The sequence below is a fragment of the Leptospira perdikensis genome, assembly GCF_004769575.1.
Classification (GTDB): Bacteria; Spirochaetota; Leptospiria; order Leptospirales; family Leptospiraceae; genus Leptospira_A; species Leptospira_A perdikensis.
Genome location: NZ_RQGA01000021.1, coordinates 22,722 through 43,792, shown reverse-complemented (window position 1 = coordinate 43,792; position 21,071 = coordinate 22,722). Strand labels below are relative to the sequence as shown.

At 36.3% G+C, this 21,071-nt stretch carries 11 protein-coding genes; 5 read left to right on the top strand and 6 right to left on the bottom strand.

Going from position 1 to position 21,071, the window contains the following annotated elements; genetic code table 11:
- Nucleotides 1-33: 33 nt before the first annotated feature.
- From EHQ49_RS18625 to EHQ49_RS18610, 4 genes are all read left to right on the top strand, one after another.
- Nucleotides 34-756: a hypothetical protein gene (locus tag EHQ49_RS18625; RefSeq protein WP_135581529.1), complete on the top strand. Its 723-nt coding sequence runs from the start codon at nt 34-36 to the stop codon at nt 754-756.
- A 71-nt stretch (nt 757-827) separates the two neighbouring features.
- On the top strand, nt 828-1,520 hold the full coding sequence (locus EHQ49_RS18620; RefSeq protein WP_135581527.1) for an HmuY family protein: 693 nt from the start codon (nt 828-830) through the stop codon (nt 1,518-1,520).
- A gap of 32 nt (nt 1,521-1,552) precedes the next feature.
- Nucleotides 1,553-4,021 (top strand): TonB-dependent receptor plug domain-containing protein, encoded by a 2,469-nt coding sequence (locus tag EHQ49_RS18615; RefSeq protein ID WP_244241557.1) that lies wholly within the window; start codon nt 1,553-1,555, stop codon nt 4,019-4,021.
- Between the two features lie 42 nt (nt 4,022-4,063).
- Nucleotides 4,064-4,585 (top strand): nucleoside 2-deoxyribosyltransferase, encoded by a 522-nt coding sequence (locus EHQ49_RS18610; protein WP_135581525.1) that lies wholly within the window; start codon nt 4,064-4,066, stop codon nt 4,583-4,585.
- Here EHQ49_RS18610 and recD read toward each other — a convergent pair.
- From recD to EHQ49_RS18590, 4 genes are all read right to left on the bottom strand, one after another.
- On the bottom strand, nt 4,577-6,367 hold the full coding sequence (gene recD / locus EHQ49_RS18605; protein ID WP_135581523.1) for an exodeoxyribonuclease V subunit alpha: 1,791 nt from the start codon (nt 6,365-6,367) through the stop codon (nt 4,577-4,579). The two genes, EHQ49_RS18610 and recD, sit on opposite strands and share 9 nt — an antisense overlap.
- A complete protein-coding gene (locus EHQ49_RS18600; RefSeq protein WP_135581520.1) occupies nt 6,364-9,975 on the bottom strand; it encodes a UvrD-helicase domain-containing protein in 3,612 nt (1,203 codons plus the stop codon). The genes recD and EHQ49_RS18600 overlap by 4 nt, the downstream gene beginning before the upstream one ends.
- Entirely contained in the window at nt 9,976-13,284 is a 3,309-nt protein-coding gene (locus EHQ49_RS18595; protein ID WP_135581518.1) for an exodeoxyribonuclease V subunit gamma, read from the bottom strand.
- A 285-nt stretch (nt 13,285-13,569) separates the two neighbouring features.
- Nucleotides 13,570-15,291, bottom strand: a complete 1,722-nt coding sequence (locus tag EHQ49_RS18590; protein ID WP_135581516.1) for an alpha/beta fold hydrolase — start codon at nt 15,289-15,291, stop codon at nt 13,570-13,572.
- A 169-nt stretch (nt 15,292-15,460) separates the two neighbouring features.
- On the opposite strand from EHQ49_RS18590, the gene EHQ49_RS18585 reads away from it, so the two are divergent.
- Entirely contained in the window at nt 15,461-16,555 is a 1,095-nt protein-coding gene (locus tag EHQ49_RS18585; protein ID WP_135581514.1) for a helix-turn-helix domain-containing protein, read from the top strand.
- 58 nt (nt 16,556-16,613) lie between these two features.
- Here EHQ49_RS18585 and EHQ49_RS18580 read toward each other — a convergent pair whose 3' ends face one another.
- Both EHQ49_RS18580 and EHQ49_RS18575 read right to left on the bottom strand, forming a co-directional pair.
- The gene (locus EHQ49_RS18580) at nt 16,614-19,988 is read right to left on the bottom strand and encodes a hypothetical protein (protein WP_135581512.1); all 3,375 of its coding nucleotides are present in this window, start codon (nt 19,986-19,988) and stop codon (nt 16,614-16,616) included.
- Complete coding sequence (locus EHQ49_RS18575; protein ID WP_135581510.1) at nt 19,985-20,953, bottom strand: hypothetical protein; 969 nt, start codon at nt 20,951-20,953, stop codon at nt 19,985-19,987. Before EHQ49_RS18575 ends, EHQ49_RS18580 begins: the two co-directional genes overlap by 4 nt.
- Nucleotides 20,954-21,071: the final 118 nt, after the last annotated feature.

Below are 21,071 nucleotides of genomic sequence, written 5' to 3'. Positions count from 1 at the left end.
AATGAGACTCATTCTCTTTTAGGAAAATGACCAATGAAACAGATCCGCAAAATGACTCTACTTTTTACCCTACTAGTAGTAGGTTCCCTCTCGATTGCCTGCCCGGACGAATCGAGTGATAATAATAATACATCTCTTGGATTATTAGCGATTGCTGCTAACTATGAAGACCCAAATACGATTTGTGAAAAAACCATCGATGCTACTTATACATCTGGAACTTACGCAGAACTTTGCCGACCGGCTGCAGGAAATGGAAATTTTGTTCGCATTGAAAACCTGAAGGCTCTCGGAGACAACGGGTATTTCTATTTTTTCTTAGGTTATAAAACTGCGCCTACGACTACTGCTCCAACTTTGACGGGTCAGTATTCTTTTGTTGTTGGTAAATCTGTTTCTAGTCCAAATCCATACGCTTGGTTTCGTAATAAAGATTACGGAAACTACCAAGGGGGTCAAACCGATTCAGGCGCTAACCCAAGTCTTGCTTTGGCAAACGGTGCTGATGTTTGTATTAGTATCGGAAATTCTACAACATCTGCGCCTTCCGTTCATTTCTGGGCAACTGGTATTAATGGTGCAAATTGTAAGGTGAGAAGTTCGCTTAATAGTGATAATGCGATTATCAAATATTCTGCTTGGCCTGACTCAAATAATATTTTAGCAACAGACTCTCTTGCTGCATATTTTCGTTTTTCAAGCACTGCCTTGTTGACCGCAACTAAAGTCCACGTATCGACAAGACCAATCCTATAATTTTTAAAAGATTGAAGTTGCCAAGGGATCAAACGGTTCTTTGGCAAATAAATATTAGAAGAGGTATACAAATGCTAATAAAACCTAAGTTACAAACATCCAAACATTTCTCATTCGTAATTTTATTAATCGTTTCATTCATTCTTAACTGTTCGTTGAAACAAGACAGTAATGATGATTCATCTGCTTCTTTATTGTTGCTTGCTGGTGGAGTGGAAAGTGGCATCCCTTGTACTGCAGTTCCAACCAATGCTGTTGTTACAACAGGAACTTATACCACTACAGTTAATGCTACCTCAAGTTGTAATTGGGTGTACGTGAGTTTAAAGTCAAATGGAGTTAAAGTAGAATCTACTTCGCAATGGGACATTGCTTTAAAAAGATTTAATATTCAGACAAACAGTGGAACAAGTGGATCTGGGAGTGGTGGGGCATGTAAATCCGGCTCTACAAATTTCGCTTCTGCTTTTACTGGTGCAGAATGTACGGCAGTTGTGGACGTTCGACTTTCCTCCGCTGGCGGTGGCCCCGTGACTTCATCTTCAGAAAGTATAAATCCTGTAATGGCTGCTCCCCTTGATTTGACTCCGATGCCAGCGGGATATGGTGCTTGGTATACTTATTCCAATACAATATTAACAGCAAAAACGGACGTTTTTATCATTACCGGAAGTGATGGAGCTAAGTATGCAATTCAAATGTTAGATTATTATAGCGCAGCGGGAACTTCAGGAAATCCGAAGTTTCAATGGAAGAAGTTATAACCTCAATTGCTTAGATTATAAGTGCATAAAGTATGAAGACTAGTTTCAAACAAACCTTGGGTTTACAAACCCGTAAGGTTTTTTCTCTTTTTTTTGTTATAAATATTGGTTTGATACTCATTCATTCCACTTTGTATTCGCAATCTTCTGTTGGAAAAGAAGAACCTTCGGAACCCGTAAAACAGACAAAACATGGTGAATCGGGAATCCAACCAAATGAGACAAATTTTGATCGTTCCAATATGATTACTGTCACTGGAACCAGAAGGAAAAACCTTTTAAAAGATTCCACGATTACGACTGAGGTTTTGACGAGAAAAGACATTGATGCGATGGGTGCAAGAGACTTATCCCAAACATTGGGGAATGTTCCCGGGATTGAAGTTAGACCAGCACAAGCCGGTGAAAGGGGTCAAACGGTTCGTTTGCAAGGATTATCTGCACAGAATGTGTTAATCCTTGTGGATGGGCAAAGAACTACAGGAAGGTTTAGTGGATCCATTGACTTAACCCGATTCAAAGCAGAAGATATAGAAAGAATTGAAATTGTAAAGGGAGCTTCTTCTGCTATTTACGGTTCAGACGCGATTGCAGGTGTGATCAATATCATTACTAAAGAAGCACAAGACCCTTTGTATGCTGAGTTTCGAACTTTAGGAGGGTCTGGAAGTGAAAAATATTACGGGCCTTATATGGAGTTTCGAAATTATGCAACGGTTGGAGCTAAAAGTGATAAGTTATCAACTCTTTTTACTGTTGGTTGGCATAAAGGAGATGGTTATGATTTAACTCCTGATGCAACTCCAGGCCCAAGAAATGGAAGATATGCGTCTCTGGCTCCAGGTTACAATCCGTACCCTGCTAATACTTCTGCTGTTAGTTCTTATTTGTTAGCCACTAGGTTGCCGAATTATTCACCACCTCTAGAGTCAACGTCGGGAAGTGCATTCAATGATATGAATCTCTCGAATAAAACGGTCTACCATGCTACGGACAACCTAACTTTGACGGGGCAATTTTACTATCGGCATTTAGACCAAACTGCAGTTGATGCTACACCTCCAAGAACTATTTATGACCGTAGGAATAAAACCCATGACTTTATGGGTGCATTCAACGTGGATTGGATCGCCACTCAAAAAGTGAATGTAAATTTGAATGCTAACTATTCTAGATTTCAAGATTTATATACCACGGATCAAAGAAAAGCAGATGACTTGGATTCACAACAAAGGACAGACAATGCAGTAGCTGAATTTCGATCTAGAGTTGATTATAAATTCTCCGAAAATCATGTAACCTCTGTTGGAGCAGAAAATTTGCAGGATCAAATTTCTTCTGCAAGGATTGCTCCTGATTGTCGCAGGACCTATCCCAATGTTTGTTTTGAAGATTTTAATCCAGAGTTAACAAAAGGACAAACGATTAACGGGAATGCTTATCGTTTTAGAAATGCTTTTTATGTTCAAGATGAGTGGCGTGTATCAGACAAACCAAGAATACAAATTGTTCCAGGAGTTCGTTATGATCATGATTCGATTTATGGGGGAGAGTGGCTTCCCAAGTTAGCCATTCGTTATGATGTAACCGACCAATTTCGATTCCGGGCAGCAAATGGGCTTGGATATCGTGCACCTAGTTTTCAAGATTTATATTTTAATTTTTTAAACCCAGGAGTAGGGTATCGGGTTGTAGGAAGTTCTAATCTCAAGCCGGAACTTTCTCGGAGTTATAACTTTGGTTGGGAATGGGATATCACAAAAAGAATTTGGTATAGTTCTAATTTATTTCACAACAACGTAGACAATCTAATTGGATTTAGAACAAATCCTGCCAGAGATTCATCGGGTTTAATGGTGTATCAAACATCCAATTATCAAAAGGCAACAACGCAAGGAATTGAATCTTCAGTCAATGTTCGATTGACTGAGATTGTATCTACAAGTGTTGGATATACTTATACAGATACAAGAGACGAGTTAACTAAACTTCCTCTTGAAGGAAGAGGTCCACATCGTTGGAATTTTAGTATTCGATTGGATGAAAAAACAAGTGGGATGTCTTTGTCTGTGTTTGCAGTTGTCTTCGGAAAACAGCCTTACTATTGTGTGAAAAATCCATTTTGGTGTAACCCAGATCTCCCAACAAATTTTGATGGGTTAGAAACTTTGTTGGCTAGTCAGGCTCAAACTAACATATCCAATGCGCTAAGTGCACTTCCTGCGGGCGTTTCTGATTATTGTGCAGAAAACAACATTTCTGCTTGTACGACAAGTGCCACTTATGGTTATCGAATGGTGAACCCCCATACAAATTTGAATTTGCGATTGTCACAAAGATTTTTTGGCCACTTCCAGTGGTTTGTGGGAGTGGATAATGCTTTAGATGCATGGGATTTACAATACAACCCACAAAGGCCTCGGTTCTTTTATTTTGGATTGGATGGAAAATTTGCTTTTAGTGAAGTAAAAGTCACACCAGTAGAACCTAAGATGAATTAAAAAATCCTTTAAATTTGTTTCCGGCTCCAGGTAGAATTCAATATGCAAACTATCTATCTTGCGGGCCCGGAAGTTTTTTTGCCCAATGCATTGCAGGTACTTTCCGATGCAAAAGTCCTCTGCGAATCATTTGGGTATCGTGCCTTAACTCCCTTTGATGGGGAAATAACAGACCAAATTCATTTGGCTAAGGCCAAACAAATTTTTCAAGAAAACATATCGCTCATTGAACAATCCGATATGGTGATTGCTAATTGTAATCCTTTCCGAGGTGCTTGTGTTGATGATGGTACAGCTTTTGAAATCGGGTATGCCTATGCTAAAGGGAAACGTGTATTTGGTTATTTGAACGACAAACGAAGTTTGCCGGAAATTGTTCGTTCCAAAATTCCAACAAAATCACATGATTCTGGTTATGCGATTGATGAGGATGGATTTTTATTGAACGAAGATTTTGGAAATAGTATCAATTTGATGTTGGAATTTTCGATATTAGGATCTGGAGGTAGTTTGGTTTTGGGTAATTTAAAAACAGTATTGGAATTTCTAAGGAATTTAAAATAACTGAAAGCCAGTTTTTCGTTTCCGAAATGTTTCTAAACCTAATTTCCAGGTATGATAATCGCCCATGAGGATGACTTTCTTTTTGGCCCTTGTTACAGCTGTGTAAAGTATCCTTCGATTGAGTAAGGGAATTTCTTTTGTGTTTTCGGGATCAAAACTAGGGATAGGTGGCAGATAGAGTAGGATGGTGTTGTATTCGGATCCTTGGCTTTTATGGATGGTAAGAAAAAAAGCTGGTTCATGTTCAGGTAAAGTGTCCAAAGCAAAAGAATACAATCGGTTTTCGATAGGGAAAACCGCTCTCAGTTCTGAATCGATTTTTAAAACGAGCCCAATATCCCCATTAAAAAGTTTTCGAATTTGGTCATTTCTTTTGATGATGATGGGCATTCCTTGAAAATAAAAGGATTTTGCTAAGTGCCTATATTCAATGTTATGTGGGTTTGTATTCGTAGAAGTCAGTTGTTTTTTTGCAAGTTCGAGGATTCGATCTTGTATAAATTCGATTCCATAAAAACCATTTCTTAAAATAGTCAAACATCGATGTTCGGAAATCATTTCTTCTAGTTTGGTTTTGTGTATTTCTTCGATTAGGTTTTCTTTTTTCCAGTTTAGGTTCGTGGCCTTGATTGCTGTTGGTAAAAAGAAATCTTTCCATAAAAACTGGATTAACTCTTCTCCTTTCCAATCTTTAAAGGGAATGGTGTCTGTAGGTTTTGGTAATTCTTTCTGTAACCAAATGAAATCATCTTCTTCTCCTTTGAGTGATTCTGTAATTTTAGGATCGGGAAATGTAGGTTGGGGGTCGGGGGAGTCAAAAGAATCTTTTACCAATTCAGCAAATAAACTGAACTTGGATGAGGTTTTGGATCTATGGTTTGTTTTTAGTTCCGAAATGAATTTGTTTTGTTTTTTGAACTCTGCGAGCAGGTCTCTTAAAACTTCTCCTTGTCCAACAGAGGGGAGTTGGTTCTTGTCACCTAACAAAATTAAATGAGTTTTTTCGCTAATGGAATCTAAAAAAAGATTCATCAGTGACAAATCCACCATAGAAGTTTCATCCATAATGATGAGATCAAATGGCAAATATCTTTTCTCTCCATAATATGGTTTTGGGGCATCAGGGAAAATTCTTAAGAGATTGTGAATCGTTTGCCCTCGCAAAGAAGAAGCTAATTCTTTTGTGTCGGAGAAGTGGTTTAAATTCTTTTGAATCGATTCTGTTAATCTCTGCGCCGCTCTTCCAGTTGGTGCTACAAGTGCAATATGATTCGGAGCTGGCAGTTTTTGTAATTCGTCTAAAACTTTTAAAATGAAAGAAACGACTGTAGTTTTACCGGTACCGGGTCCACCTGCAATGATTCGAAACGTAGAGCTGATGGATTCGATTACTGCTTGTTTTTGTTCCGGGGCAAGTGGATTGCGAAATTGAGTTTCTAGTTTGGAGATAGTAGATTCTATTTTTGTAAGATCTGATTTATTTAGAGAATCTTCGTTGTGATTTAAAAGTAGACCTTTGACCTTTGATTCAAAATGAATTTTCTCTTTGTATGTCTTATGAAAAAAAAGTTTTTTTTCTGTGCCTATAGTTTCAATGTAAAAAGGAAATTGGTTTGGAAAATCTTTGTTTGATGGTGTATCCATCAGAGATAAATAAAGGTCTCCGTTTTGGTTAGCTTCAATGAGCTTTGCAACCAAATCCTCATGGGTTTTTTGAATTTCGGGAAAATAGGTTATAATCTCTTTTGCTAATTCTAGATAAGATGATTCTGTTTGTTTCATAAATATAATTTCTCCAAACTAGAAGCGGCTTCTTGAATGTAAGACAAAATTTCTTTACGAATTTTTGTAAAGGTTTCTTGATTCCAATCTCGTGAGGATGATTTAAGATCTGAGTAGATGCCAGAATTTTTTGTAAGTCCCATTCCTCGCAGAAATAGATAATACACTCCTCCAAAACGCTCCAAAGCCAAATCACTTCCATAAAGCGATGATAGGTAATCATAAAGTATCAAAGCATATACTGATTTTTGAATCATATAACCTTTATCTATCACCGCAGAGGTCACTGCATTTGTATCATAATTGCTATTTGGTAAAAGATTGGATTTATAATCGGCGATGTAGTATTTCCCGTTTTTACAAAAAACGAGGTCAATGGCTCCTTTTAGATAGTTTTCGAATCCTTGTGTCAAACGAACACCTGATGATTCTAACATCTTTTGAACATATAAATGAAATTTTAATTCAGAAGATTTTTCTTCCGGTTTTAATCCACTCAAAACAAAACTTTCTCCATCGGCTAGTGTGATCTCCGCTGTCATAGCTCGCTGTAAAAGTTTGACTACAATCAATTCTAAAGGATCATCTGAGTTGGGTTGGAGTTTGATTGGATATTGTTTAAAGGATTCAGAATAAGCCCATTTCCAGGAAGGGTGGTTTAAGATAGATTCCGCCGGAAGGTTGAAGATAGAAAAATCACATAACTCCAAAATGCGATGAAGGAAATTTCCCACTTTTGAACTGGAAGGGAGGTCGGATTTTGTTTTGATAAATTCTGGTTCTCCAGATTCTTCAATTTCTTTTTGTGTTTCATCATTTAGCTTTGATAAAAGACTTTGAGAGGTTTGTAAACTTGTATAACTATGTTGTAACAATATCCTGCCTGCTTTGATTTCTGTAGGAAGAACGATTGGATCTATATTCGTTTTTTTAACTAATTCAGTAGAGAGGGGTGTCGTGGTTTTATCGAAAATTTCAATATTCTTTTCATTTCTGAATAGAAATGTTTTCTCTCCATCGGAATGGTTTTTGATCAACTCTTGGATTCGTTCTAGTTCGGCAAATAAAATGTTTCCATACCCAGATTTTTGAATGGAATCTTTCCCCCATGATATTTTTGGTAAATACAATCTTAGGTTGGGCCTTGTTAAGGCCACATATAACATACGTTTTTGTTCATTTAGAAAATGTTTGAATTCATTTGGTTTGCCATTTTTGGAGTCCCAAAGACTGAGGATCCACCGTCTCTCTGTTTTGTGATCTTCTTCGATAAAGGTTGGGTATTCGTAATCATTTAAACTTGGAGGTCTAGTCCCGAAATAATATAAAAATACAATAGGCCATTCTAAACCTTTGGAAGCATGGACAGTTAGAATTTGAACAGCATCATCTTCGGTTTCACGATCAAAGAGAGGTTCCTCCTCGGGAGAAGATTTTTTTTGTTTGAGTTCGCGTAGTTCAGTTAATAACTCGGTGAGGTTCGCATTTGTTCGAATTTGAAATTCTAGTAACCTTTGAAAGATTTGTCTGTAATTGGTACGTTTTCGTTCCCATTCTAAATTTTTTAGATCATGATTCCAAAAAACTTTTGTTTCATCCATGACGGATCGAAAGAATGCTGCATAACGATTGTCACGAATGAGTTTTAGCCAAACGTCCATTAAAGATTTTTCATAGGAATCAATGGAATGTTCATTGTATTTGGATAAATCTTCTGGATGGACACTGAAAAGCTCAGAAAATAAAATTCGTTTGTAAGAACGAGAGTTATTCGATTCAGCTAAACACTCTAATAAATTTTCGATTTGTTCGGCTTCTTTGGATTTAAAAATACCTCTTTGTTTGTAGATCGAACAAGGTATTCCTGCTTTCGATAAAACCTTTTCGATTTGTTCTGTTTCTTTTTTGCTACCGCATAACACGGCAATGTCCCTAAGGCTTACTTTTTTTGGATTTGGTTCTCCGTGTTTGTAATAAGGTAAAGTCTGTTTGTTTTGTTGAAAACTGAGGATCTCTTCCTTTATAGATTCCGCCCAAACATTACGAGCCCGACTTACATTTTGAAAGTTCTCTTGATAATGAAAGACATGAATCCCATATTCATCTGGATGGGTATACTTATATTTTATTTTAGAGGGATCGGGGGAGGTAACGGGATGGTATTGGTAGTTTTCTTTTTGTGAGCCCGGTTCTTCTATGGGGAAAAAATTAGTTTCGCCAAAGTTCTTCTCTTCATTGTGAAAGAGTAAATTGAGCCCATGGATGATTTCTTTCGTGGAGCGGTAATTTGTTGATAAACTAGCTTTGGAATCTACAAAATCATTTGCTGCTTTTAGATAAATACCAATGTCGGCTCCTCTAAATCCATAAATACTTTGTTTTGGATCTCCAATACAAAACAACATGCGGCTTTTATCTTTATCATCTACAAAAAGAGAACGAAAGATTTGGTATTGGTTTTGATCTGTATCTTGGAATTCATCTAAAATACAAACTTGATAACGTTCCTTTAGTGATTGGACAAGTGATGGATTGGGTTTTGTGACCACTGTCTCATGTACTTTTAGGATCATTTGATCGTAGGTTAAAGTATCTCCTGTTTTAAGCTGCGATTTTGTATCTTCTGCCAATCGGAGCGCTGTTTCTTGTAAAAACCATTCTCCCTCTAAATCAATTTTTTCTATAGGGAATGTGTCTTCGAGTAAAGAAATTAGCGTTTTGATTGAAGATTGTAGTTCTATCGCTTCTTTATTTAAGTTTTTGGTAATGGTTTTACCGGTTAACAATAAATAAGCGAAACCTTGGTAAGCAACTTTATCAGCGGTTCTTTGTAAACCAGTAATTCGCTGAAGTTCTTTTTTGAGGGATTCGCTATTTTTGGACACAAGGGTTTCTGCGAAAGTATGCATCAAGGACCAGTTTTCGATCCACTTTTGGATGGTTCTACTGTCTCCTTGTTCTATGATAGACGCACCAATGGGTCCTTGTAAGGTTACCATCACCGAATTTAAACTAATAAGAATTTTTTCTAAATTTGCTGAAGAGAGAATTTCTTCTATAGTCAAAATTTTTGGAAAAAAATAATTCTTTGTATGAGATAAAAGTTTGGACACAGCAAAGGTAATGGAGGATTCTTTCTCTAAAGTATTAGATTCTATTAGATTCTTTGCTAAACCTTCAAAATCTTTTTCCCCCCAATGGCTTCGTTTTAAAAGATAAAAACTTTTTTTGATGATTTCTTCTGTATTTGTTAGTCGGACATTGGGATTGTTTTGTGTTTCAATAGGGTATTCTTTCAAAACCATATTACAAAATCCATGGATGGTGGAAATAGTGACTTGATCTAAGTCGCGGAGATATCGGTAAAAAGCAGGATTTTTTCCATTCTCTGAAAGTTCTAAAATTTTGGCTTTGAGTCTTCCTTTAAGTTCGCCGGCAGCTTTCTCAGTAAATGTGAGAATCAAAGTATTTAGAATTCGATTCTCTGAAATGTTGTTTTCCACATCATGTTTCATGATGTCACCTAACATTTCCATGATGAGATAGGTCTTTCCTGTACCTGCTGATGCTTCGATAAACTTTGGTTTATGGAGTAGTGGGTGGCCCATTTATCGAAATCCTTTTTTGAGGATGGGTAAAAAAATCTCCCAGACAGACGTGAGAGAGAATTCGTCCAACAAAACTTTGGTATAGGGAGATAACTTCATTAATTGATTTTCAAAATGTAAAATGGTGTCCAATTCTTCTGATAAAAATTCCTTCCATAAAGAATCAATAGTGTCTGGATTTTTTTCCATCTCTTCAATAGAATGTTTGGAGAAGAAAAGATTTAAACCAGCATTGGGAATATACTTAGGTTTTTCCTCTGTAACTAATTGGTAGATCGAATTTAAATAAGATTGGCAGTCGGGTGTAGATAGATTTGAAAAATCAAGATAGGAATCATTTTTAAAATCCTTTGCATTGGCGGGAATCATGATTAACTTGTTTCCGGTCATCTGAAACAAACATGCCGTAGTCAAAACATAAGCCATTTTACCGAGGTAATCTTTTAAGTATTCGTTAGGATATTTAGGTTTTTCGTACAAACTTCCTGAATGAACCCAGTAATAAACTCCGTCTTTTTCGATTAAGTTTTCCCATTCTCCGATGATTTTATGAGTTTCGGTAATTTGGTATGGATTTATTTTTTTACAATGCCTAAGGCCTGTATCTCCAATAGAAACGGCTTTTAAATATGATAAGTTTTCTGTTACCGAAAACACTGTATCTTTGAGAACATGGAATCGCTCTGCAATGGTTTCCAGTTCTTGTAATAAAAGTTCTGAGGAAACAATATGGAATGCCCCATATGGGAATTCAGCATTTTGTTCTGCTTTTCGTGTGTATTCTGTTAGGTGATTTTGAATGGATTCGCGATTCCAAGTCCATTCTTTGTTAAGGACCAAAGATTCGGTAAATATAGGAATAAAAATGGTTTTGATTGTATAAATTTCTAAATTGTTCAAACGAAATGGTTCTTCTTCCTGTTCTTCCTCTTCCTCCCAAATTTGACCAAGGTTTTCTGATAGAGGCCCAAGAATGGGATTCTTAAGTCCTGTAACAAGTTGTTTAACCGTGATTTCATTTGTTTTTTGTTTGGTAAACTCTGAAGGAGATAAAAGATTTACGTCGGTAAAGTTGGGCCTTGGGAAGTTTATATCCCCGGCATTAAATTTTTTTAAGTTTCGAACATAATCAAAAGACGGGAATTGGGTTTCGTCATAGAATCGACTATACGATGTTAAAGGGAGCTCCACAGCTTTTTTGATTTCCATCGCAGTCATTACTTCAAATAAAGTGGAACAAGGTTCGAATTCTTTATCTTCTAGTGTGTTTTTTCCCACATACGAAAATGTAATACTTTCTTCTGCAGAAAGAATGGATTCCCAGAAAAGAGATTCTTGGATTTCTCTTCGATTGAGATCCCAAGGTTTGGAATCATATCTTCGTAAATTGAATCTGGATCGATCCACAGAACCAGGAAATTTCCCTTCACCAAGTCCTGCGATGTATACATGAAAAAATGGAATAGGGCGCATTGGTTGCAGGAGAGAAACAGTGACTCCTTCGGTTAAATAATTGCCACGTTGCATTGGTATGTCGGAAAAAACTTCTTCTGTTAAGAGAGAAATCATTTCTAAAAAGTCTTTGGTTTGATTCCAGTCACTAACACACCAAGATTGAATTGATTTTAACCATTGATTGAAGTAGGTAAGTTCTTTTTCCCATTCTCCCTCAAAGGTAAATAATTTCTGAAATAAATTTTCAAAGACAAGATAACGTTCTTCTTTCGGTATTTGTAGAATTTTTTCTTTTAATTCCCGCTGAATTTCTTTGATTCGATTCCAGATTTCCACAAATTCAATTACGGTTTTGTCAGAAGAAATTGGTTTTGTGACCACTTCTATTTCTTTCCAAGCGGTTTCTTCATCAGAGACCAAGGAAACTACCGCACGTTTTAGGCCAAAGGAAATTGTATAAGGATTGTATTCCTTTTCTTCCTCGTAGAGAGAACCCAAAGAATCAATTAAATCCAAAACTTTAAGAGAGCTTTCTTCCTCATTAGTATCATTAACGCCCATAAGTAATGGATTTTTGAATAAAGAATAGATGTCTTCTTTTTCGAATCGATCATTTTTCATACAGCGAAACAAAGTAGACAATGCTAGGTATAGTTGTGATGTGTCTTTGGCCACTAGATCGGTGATTGAATAAGGGATTTTGAGTAACCTTGGTAAGTTTTCTTTTTTTTGTGTGGCGTAGATTCCGCCATCAAACACCCATTCGACGGCTGATCGATAATCGTTCATATTTGGAACTAAGATCGCAAAATCAAGTAAATTGAGTCTACCTTTACTTAAACTAATTTTATGAAGTATATCGTGCGCAATTGATTCCACTTCACGATAAACGGAAGGTGCATTCCAGACCCTTACTGTTTGGTCTTCTAAATAGTTTTCTGATTTCACAGGCTCTTCTAATAAAAATGCCTTTAACTTAGAAAGCATCCCACCACTTATAAATTTTGATTTTTGTTTAGAATCATTAGCTTTGGAGAACTCTTTTGCCAAATAGGATTGCGGTTTTGAAAATTTAGATAAATAGTTTTTTGTTTTCTCGGTATTTTTGCCAATAACTTTCCCATTGTGGAATTGGTAAATATGAACCGAAAGTTTAGATTCTTTGGCTAGCGCTGTTTCTTTTAAAAAATCAATATAAGTTCCGGAAAGGTTAGATAAACAAAACAAATGTAAGTTGCCAGAGAGTGGTAAATTTTTTCCTTCTTCCAAATATCGAAATAAATTTTTTGGTTTTGTTTCGTCTTTATAAATCTCTGTATAAATTTGTTTTTCTAGTTCCCAATAAGGATCTTTTTTAACTTCGTTCGGGATAGTTTTTGAATCAAGGCCAATCCAATCTTTAATCCATTCTTCTCGATTTAATTCATAGTCTTTAAAATATTTTGTTAGTACATCAGAAAGATAATACAATTTTGGGATCTCTTCCAAATACGTTTGAATTTCAGGAAAATTTTTCAGTAATGTTTGTTGTTTTTGGTAGAGTAGGGCAAAACAATCTCGTTTTAAAGTTTCATATTGATATAGCGCTGTTTGTTCTTCATAAGTTTGTATATTCAAAGATTGAAATATAATTTTCAAAATTGCTTTTTCTAAAAACGTAAATTCAATGTTTAAGGAAAGATTTGATACATCAAACTTAGGTAAGTTTAAACGTAACCAAGGGATTAAATTTTGATTGGGAACCACAACCAATGGTCGTTTGAGAGGATTCACTTTTTGGTCTTCGGTAATTTGTTTTCCGAGTTCGGTGGTGATCTCACCGAGATGAAGGCCAGCGTAGTAATGTATCGGCAACGGGTTTCCCTTTATTTATGAATCGTACAAAGTCTGGCCTTGGAACGAACCAAGTCCATTCTAATCCGAATAAACTAACGGAAAAATAAAGCTATGTGGGCGCCATTTCCGGCTATCCGCTGCAATCTTTCGCATCCGCGAAAGGATTTCCGCTACTATCCGGGGCGCTAGCATTTGATTGTTGGATAAAAAGAAGGGGAGAGGTGACCTCTCCCGATGAATAAACTAACTATTTAAAGGTGAAATTTGATTTAAGTTATTTTGTCATTCGCACCCATACTTTAATCATTCACTTTCAAAACGAAGTGTGGAAGCCGTGGATGTGCTGTGTTTAAAAGTAGTTGTGTATAAAGAAACCGGTTTTGGAACTGCATACATTGGGTCAATGTTATCAATCGCAAGAGCAAGTCGACTTCCTACTGGAAAGTCATGTGCCACTGCTTGTAAATCAACATTAAGATCTGTATCTTTTCCTTTGACACCGAATAAAGTAGCAGTACCATGAGAGATTAGTTTTCCTGTTCCCCAAATGTCTACTTCATACAAATACACTACAACGTGAGGTGCGACATCTGAACTATTGATACGACCTTTGTAAAAAGTGCGTCCTCTCACTTTGAGTACACTTGTCAACTGGTCAGAGATATAGACCATTGCGTTTGTACGGTCAATCAAATTGACATTTGTAGTTACAGGTACAGATACCGCTCCATCTAAAATTTCTGATAGGAGAGGGACACCGGTAGTCGCACTTGTTCCTCCAGAAAGAATGGTATCATTTCCGTTCGTTGTATTCGCAGTGGTAGTGATTTTACCAGGAGTCAAAAGTCCCATTGGTCGCAAGTGGTAAGTTCTATCTACTTTATTTGGATTTGGCCAAGTTGAATAGGTAACTCTTGAAGAAGAAAATCGTTTTTGAATCGAAACTTTTGGTTTCGTCATAATACCGTTTTGAATTCCTTTCAACCAATAGTCAAACCAGTCATAAGCATTGGTCCAAACATAATTATCAAGACCAAGAATACCACCAACCTCAGCAGTTGCATGAATCCCATTATTCAAATCCAATTTTTTAGGAACGGTTAATTGTTCGAAGTAAGGAAGGATTTGGTTGGGTTGGAAAAGATTGTCTTGTGAGTTATTTGAAATATAAACTGGTTTTCCGGAAGCATTGAGGGCAGCTACAGCACTATTAGGTGAACGTTCACTGGCCCAGGCTAAAACTGCTGCAACATCTCTTGTATCAAGAAGTTTTCCAAAGTTTTCTGCAATCACTGGATCCATCTTTCCTGTAATATAACCAGCAGTGACGAGGAGTAGTCCCCATACAAGTCTAGGTGTTTGGTTTCCGTACAGTGAGTCAGGTAAACTTCCCCATCCACTCATTGCTACTGCTGTTTTAATTCTAGGTTCTTTGCTGAGACCAAGAAGAGAAATCCCTGCACCATAAGATACTCCCGCAATACCAATGTTTGCTGGATTGACAGGTGCATTTGCAAGTAGGAAGTCAATTCCTTTCGAGAGATCTTCCATATCTTTCGGGCCTGCAACGTTAATTAGTCCCCCAGATGTTCCAAATCCTCTTGTGTTATAACTGAATACTACATATCCTTTTTTTGCAAGTTTAGCAGCAGGAACAATGTATTCGTATTCATTGAGTGCCCAACTATTAACAAAGATCACTGCAGGGAAGGCGCCAGTTCCAGATTTTGGAATGAAAAGGTTTCCCGTAATTTTGACACCATCGTTGCTAAGAAAAGAGATGTTGTCGTTGAAAGTAAAACTTCCATCATTTTCTTTTGCAAATGCAGTTTGAATATCCTTTGCATTGGCTGCATTACTTAACTGGAGAGCTTCTGGTGAAGCTGAGTTACTGGAATTGGATCCGTTTAACACGCCTAGTACGGCTGCGTTGTCTTTTGAGTTTTGGTTTCCATTTGGTCCGCATGCCACAAGAAGGAAGACCCCTAGTGGTAAAAACAGACGATAGATTTTTTGCTTTTTCATAATTCGCCTCTGAATTGCCTCAAATTTACCATGAATGCGCCCAATTGGCGTCTAAGATGGCGATTCTAGACGATTTTTTAGGTCTAGTATCATGATTTTGTACTAATTCTTTGTACGAAAGATCCCCAAAGTGTTGACGGATTTGCAATGATTGTCCGAATTTTGCAACATGTTCGAATTTTTTGGGTCATGGCTCCAGTTTGGAGCGTGGTATCATTTCATTTTAGGAATTGGGATCCTAGTGAAAGAAAAGGGTTCCAAAGGTTTTCCCTTTGCCATGATAGCTGCCTTTTCTGGTGGGATTTTGATTGTTTATGCCTATCGTTTGTATGCCGGATTCGAATTTGAAACTGCGATTTTAAATCATGGTTACGTTCCGATTATTTTTTTAATCCCTGGGAGTATGCAATATACAATCGAACAATTTCTCAGTTCAGAGCCGATTCCTTTAGGTGGATTGAAACGATTGTATCCTACTTTTTTTGTAGTCCTCATTCTGTTTCTTTTACAATGGGCGACTCCTCATCTTCTTTTACAATCAATGAATCAAAGTTTTGCGGGAGCTCCCTTTTCTATCCCTGAAATGATTTCTGCAGTTGGATGTGTTTACTGGGTAGGTACTTTTGTATGGATGATATATCAGTATAGAATGATTCTCTATCGTAATCCCAATCAAGAAGCAAAATTAGGAGTACAAATTTTAGGAATGATACTAAAAGGAAATATTACTTTTGCTAGTTTTATCTTTATTAGTACTTTCTTACGATGGCATACAGGAATTTATTTTACAGCGGGATTGGCAACCCTTATGGCAGTAGTTGCTTTTATCGGAACAGAAATCAATCACCAATTGTTTAAGGATCTTTTACCAGAACTACGTCAGTCCTATAGAACTTCTCGGATTCTAAATTTAAATTTGGAAAAGTTAAAACTTGATTTAGATACTTTACTTAAGGTGAATTTTGTATATCGCGAAGAAGATTTGAATTTAGCAAACCTTGCGGAAAAATTAGGAATCAAAGATTATCAATTGAGTGAATACATCAATGCATATCTTGGTATGAATTTTAATCGATTTGTGAACGAATACCGTATCGCAGAAATTTGTCAGTTGATTGAAAAGGAACCTAAAGCCAATTTATTGTCGCTAGCCTACCAAGTTGGTTTTAACTCGAAAGCCAATTTTAACTTAGCCTTTAAGTCACTAAAAAAAATGTCTCCCAGTGATTATGCAAAGTCAGTAGGGAAGGGACAACCGACTTAACCATTCCCATCGTACCTTCGGCTAAAGGTAAATAAGAATGGTTAAACAGAAACCATTCTTATTTTTTTCCTTTGGGTTTTTTCTTAGAGACTGTATAACCTAAAATATGTGCAATCTTCCAAATCATTTCTAGATGTTCCTTGGCTTCTGTGAAACTCGATTCAGTTTTGGAATCGGGTAAAACGGATTGTAGATGAAACTCATTGGTCCCAAATCGAACCACATCAGGAGTTATATGCATCCATGTATGCCAACCATACTCTCTTTGTTCTGGATAGAAGCTTAGTAAAATACCCGGATTTTCAATCTTTGGCATTTCTGGAACTTGATCATCTAACTTGCGTCTGGCTGCCATATCAAGCATTGTATAAGTTTCCGAATCTCTATTGGCCTTTTTCCAATGGGATTGAATCCTATCATCCCCTTTTTTCCCAAACCACCTCCAAAGAAGTGGCAATCGAAGACCTAAACTTTCTTCATAGATACTGGAATCATAAGACAGATGGTTGGTCATATCCAAACGTTTCTCTATTACTTTTGAAATGTTCTCAAAAGAAGACTCACCATTTAACAAAAAAAGCCTCGCAGCAAGTAAATCAGTCCATACGTACCATTCGGGGTCTGGATTTTCAAGTAATGTTGTAATTTCATTTACATCCATTGTAAGAACTTTCTTCCATTTGAGAGATTCAGGTTCCATCACTCTCATAAATTGTAATAGATAGGTTTTCCAGGAAGGTGCTGCATAAGGTAATTTGAAAATTTCCAAAAAGTATGGATAAACATTCCGTCCCTGAAAGAATAAGGCCTTGATAGCTTCCCAACGGTCATAGGATCCTGAATACTTGTATTCGTCTAAAGAATAACGTAAGGAATCGACAAGCCAAGGCCCACCATAACGTACCACATCTTCATGTTTGTATTTAGTTTCTCGAATTTTTTCGAACACATGTTGGATACTATATTTTTCAGGATGGAGAATTGCCTCAGGTAATAACGATTTGTTTTTAGAAAGAGAGGACGCATATTGATCAGAATTATCAAAGTCTGGTGCATCTTCTCCAGTTAAAGTTTCCCAAGCTCTTCTTGCCTCTACTTCAACATAACTCCAGGAATAATCAACCATAGGGTCTGGATCTGCGTAAATATGATACCAAAGATAATCTTTGAATTTTTTTAAATTTTGTTTTCTGATACAACGAATGATCCCGTAAACTCGAACTTGATCTCCCTTGTTCCCTAAAATTCGTTCGGCAAAACTCGTATACTCTTCGTTATCCGGTTCTAAGAATAACAAACCTGCGACGTAACATGCTTTTAAGTCAATTGCGATCCCTGGATCATTTGAATCATCAACTTCTTTGAAAAATTTGATGAGTTCCTCTTTCGCTTTTTCTGGTTCCATTTTCGCCCAGGCAAGAGCTGCTTCAGAGATATTAACAATCAAACGTAACTCTAAATAAGAGCCTTTATCTCTCCCTTTGATTTGAAAACTTCTTCTTAGATAATTTGCAATAATCTCTGTATGTTCGCTGAGTCCCAAATGAGCACAGACTGCAAATGCATTTCCTACGCTAATCCCAAAATATTTAAAGTGATCAGAGTAACTAAAAAGTTTTTGGATTAATTTTACGGAGACTTCATCTAAAGTTAAAATTCTTTCCTGTAAAGCTTCGTTCAAATGAGTGTACACAGTAAACATATTGTTTAAGGTAGGGCCTTCTTTTTGAACCTTTTGATTGATTTCTTTTACGTTGTCTAAAGTTTCGAAAGTCCGCCAAGCTGCATCTGCTAAGATGGATCTAGATTCATTATGATCACTTTTAATCAAAGCTTCTACTACGTACTCCATCCTTGGGTCATCTTGTTTGAGTTTGTGGACAGCCTCTCTTAAGGAAACCATTGCCTTGTCATCATCCAACATACCGACAGTTTTAGTAATTCCAGAAAAAGCTTTTTTATTGTCTGCATCATACTTCAATCCTTGTCGGAAGGCTGCATTGATAACGACAGAAAGGCGTTTGTCTAATTTATCTGGATTATATGGCCAAGTATTATAAGCACTATCTGTTCGTTCCCTAAAATAATCTTCAATGAGTCGTTTTAGGTTCGGATCTCGTTTGGCTATCTCTTTTAGAATGGTATCGTGTGTTGTCACATCATCTGGATATTCCTCAATCAATTGAAAAAGGTCAGAATCTGTTTTCAACCGAGATTCTAATTCTTTTTTTGAAATCGTTTTGAGGTTCGTTAAACCTAAACTATCATTGTATAACTGAACGTTTCTCGGTTCAATTTGTTTTGGATCGGCATTATTAAATGTTTGGGTTCTAATTTTTTCTACTTTTTCTGATGAAATATTGAATAGAGTTTTTGAGTTCCCTTCCAGATAACCAATTACTTGTTTGCTGAGTGTTGCAATAACCTTTCCTTTGGATTTACCGGCTAGTTTGATTGTTTCTTTGCAAGCATCGTCATTTTTTAAATAAAAGTGGTGCAAGATCCAATACGCTGCTAGGTTGGGATATTTTTTGATTTCTATCTTTTCCTCTTCCCAAAGAGCATAAGATGGAGCTGCAGCTAATTTTTCTGTAAAAGCATAAGCCGGGTCACCAAAACTATGTCCTAGCAACCAAGCTGACCTTTCGAACATATCCAAAGAATTGTTATAGATTGGTTTGTTTTCATAAAACTTTGTCGCTTCCTTTTCAAAAGCTTTAATGGTAGTTTCTTTGATCTGAGAGGTAAGAATGGGTTCCTTTTCCTTTTTATCTGAATTTTCTTCTTCGAATTCTTCTTCCTCGTCATCATCATAACTTTCATTGGCATCGTTATTCCAATTATCTGCAACGAAATGTGATATAGAAAAATAAGGTAAGTTTTCTAATTCTCCAATTTCATGATTGTAATGATTGACCTCCACAGACTCATTTTCATTGGGTAATAGATTGATCCAACATGTGTCACCACCGCCATCAGAGGCAAAAGCATACGAACCATTGAATAAAAACATTAATCCACTATATGTTCCGACTAACCATGAGAGTCTTTCTTCAGGATCTTTACTTTTTACGAGTTTTTCTGTAGAAGAAATAGCATATTCAAAACCACCATCTTCATCTTCCTCGATTTCCTCTTCTTCGGCAGAATGATGGTCGATCATATTCCAAACATCAGCCACTTCATACATAATCGTTTGATATGCTTTTTTGAGATTCTCCCACTCTAAAATTTCTTTTCCAGGGCTAAATCCATACATAGATTCGAATTCTTTTAGAAAACTTTGGTTTAGTTTATTTTTATTTTTGTCTGCCTTCTTTTGAAAAGTATCCTTTAAAGATTGAAATACTAACATCCGATCGATAATGATTTCTTTTAAATTTCCAAAATAAAGGTCTTCTATTTTTAAGTTCAGTTTTGTATTTTGTTTCATTGCGATAAATCCGTGTTTAAAGTAAAAAACGATTCAGAATAATGGTTTCCAAAAACCTTAAACCAATAAGTTCCCAAGTTGTCTTTTTCAAATCGGAGAAGATTTTGGTCATCGTTTAGTTGGCCATAGAGAGAATGAGGAGTTAAAGTTAATGTATCTAAATTGAAGTTTAAAAAGTGTTTTTTTGCAGGTTTTTTATTTCTTTCTTTTAACAGAAAGATTAGGTTTGACTCATCCTCAACGGCGATATCAATAAATTCTAAGTAGGATCCAAAATAGGATTTCATTATTTCATCATATAAATCTAATACATGAATCAATTCACCATCCTTACTTCGCACCTCTAGTTTTGAATCGGAATATAAAAAAATCTTGTTTGAATTTACTTTCACATTCATCGGTGCACTACTCGTTGCAAATTCCGATATAAACTTACCATCCAAATCAAGAATATAAGCAATTTCTGTATTGTTTTCACTTACTAAAATTCGATTATTACTGATTTGTTTTAGATTTCTTAGGTTTTCAAATTCTAAATTACAGTTTAATGTTTCCCATTGGGTTCCATTCCACCGGTGTATATGTTTTCTTGCACTTGTATTGGCAAAGATAACATATACATAAAGTCCAATATTTAGAATTTGATAAGGAGATGAATTGGTTATTTCTGGTGAAGGTAGTGTGTAAAAGCTATCATCCTTGTAGCAGATAACTGATTTTGATGATCCGAAATACACAGAATCTTGATTTGAATCGAAAGGATTATCACTGGAAAGATAAAACCCCACAGGGAACTCATAACGTGTGATTTGGTTCCCATCATTTTTATAAAGAATAGGGCTTTTGTTCCAAGCACCTATCCAAATATTCCCATGACTATCTCGCTCAAACAGAATTCGTTCGAATCCAGTAATAATAGAATCCTTTTTTACATCAGTAGTGGTGTTGGTTTGAATCTCTTGCATATTAATTTTTAAAAACTTAGGATGCAAATTGTAAACTATGGTTGATTAGGCAAATTATTTTTTATTTTAGGTCTTTTGAATATAGATACCATGAATATCGCTACATAGTTTGATATTT

What these genes read in the sequence shown, in the direction of transcription:
- recD (WP_135581523.1), bottom strand. Translation starts at nt 6,367, where the DNA reads ATGAAACAAACAGAATCATCTTATCTAGAATTAGCAAAAGAGATTATA.
- EHQ49_RS18625 (WP_135581529.1), top strand. Translation starts at nt 34, where the DNA reads ATGAAACAGATCCGCAAAATGACTCTACTTTTTACCCTACTAGTAGTA.
- EHQ49_RS18585 (WP_135581514.1), top strand. Translation starts at nt 15,461, where the DNA reads ATGTTCGAATTTTTTGGGTCATGGCTCCAGTTTGGAGCGTGGTATCAT.
- EHQ49_RS18615 (WP_244241557.1), top strand. Translation starts at nt 1,553, where the DNA reads ATGAAGACTAGTTTCAAACAAACCTTGGGTTTACAAACCCGTAAGGTT.
- EHQ49_RS18620 (WP_135581527.1), top strand. Translation starts at nt 828, where the DNA reads ATGCTAATAAAACCTAAGTTACAAACATCCAAACATTTCTCATTCGTA.
- EHQ49_RS18575 (WP_135581510.1), bottom strand. Translation starts at nt 20,953, where the DNA reads ATGCAAGAGATTCAAACCAACACCACTACTGATGTAAAAAAGGATTCT.
- EHQ49_RS18610 (WP_135581525.1), top strand. Translation starts at nt 4,064, where the DNA reads ATGCAAACTATCTATCTTGCGGGCCCGGAAGTTTTTTTGCCCAATGCA.
- EHQ49_RS18600 (WP_135581520.1), bottom strand. Translation starts at nt 9,975, where the DNA reads ATGGGCCACCCACTACTCCATAAACCAAAGTTTATCGAAGCATCAGCA.
- EHQ49_RS18590 (WP_135581516.1), bottom strand. Translation starts at nt 15,291, where the DNA reads ATGAAAAAGCAAAAAATCTATCGTCTGTTTTTACCACTAGGGGTCTTC.
- EHQ49_RS18580 (WP_135581512.1), bottom strand. Translation starts at nt 19,988, where the DNA reads ATGAAACAAAATACAAAACTGAACTTAAAAATAGAAGACCTTTATTTT.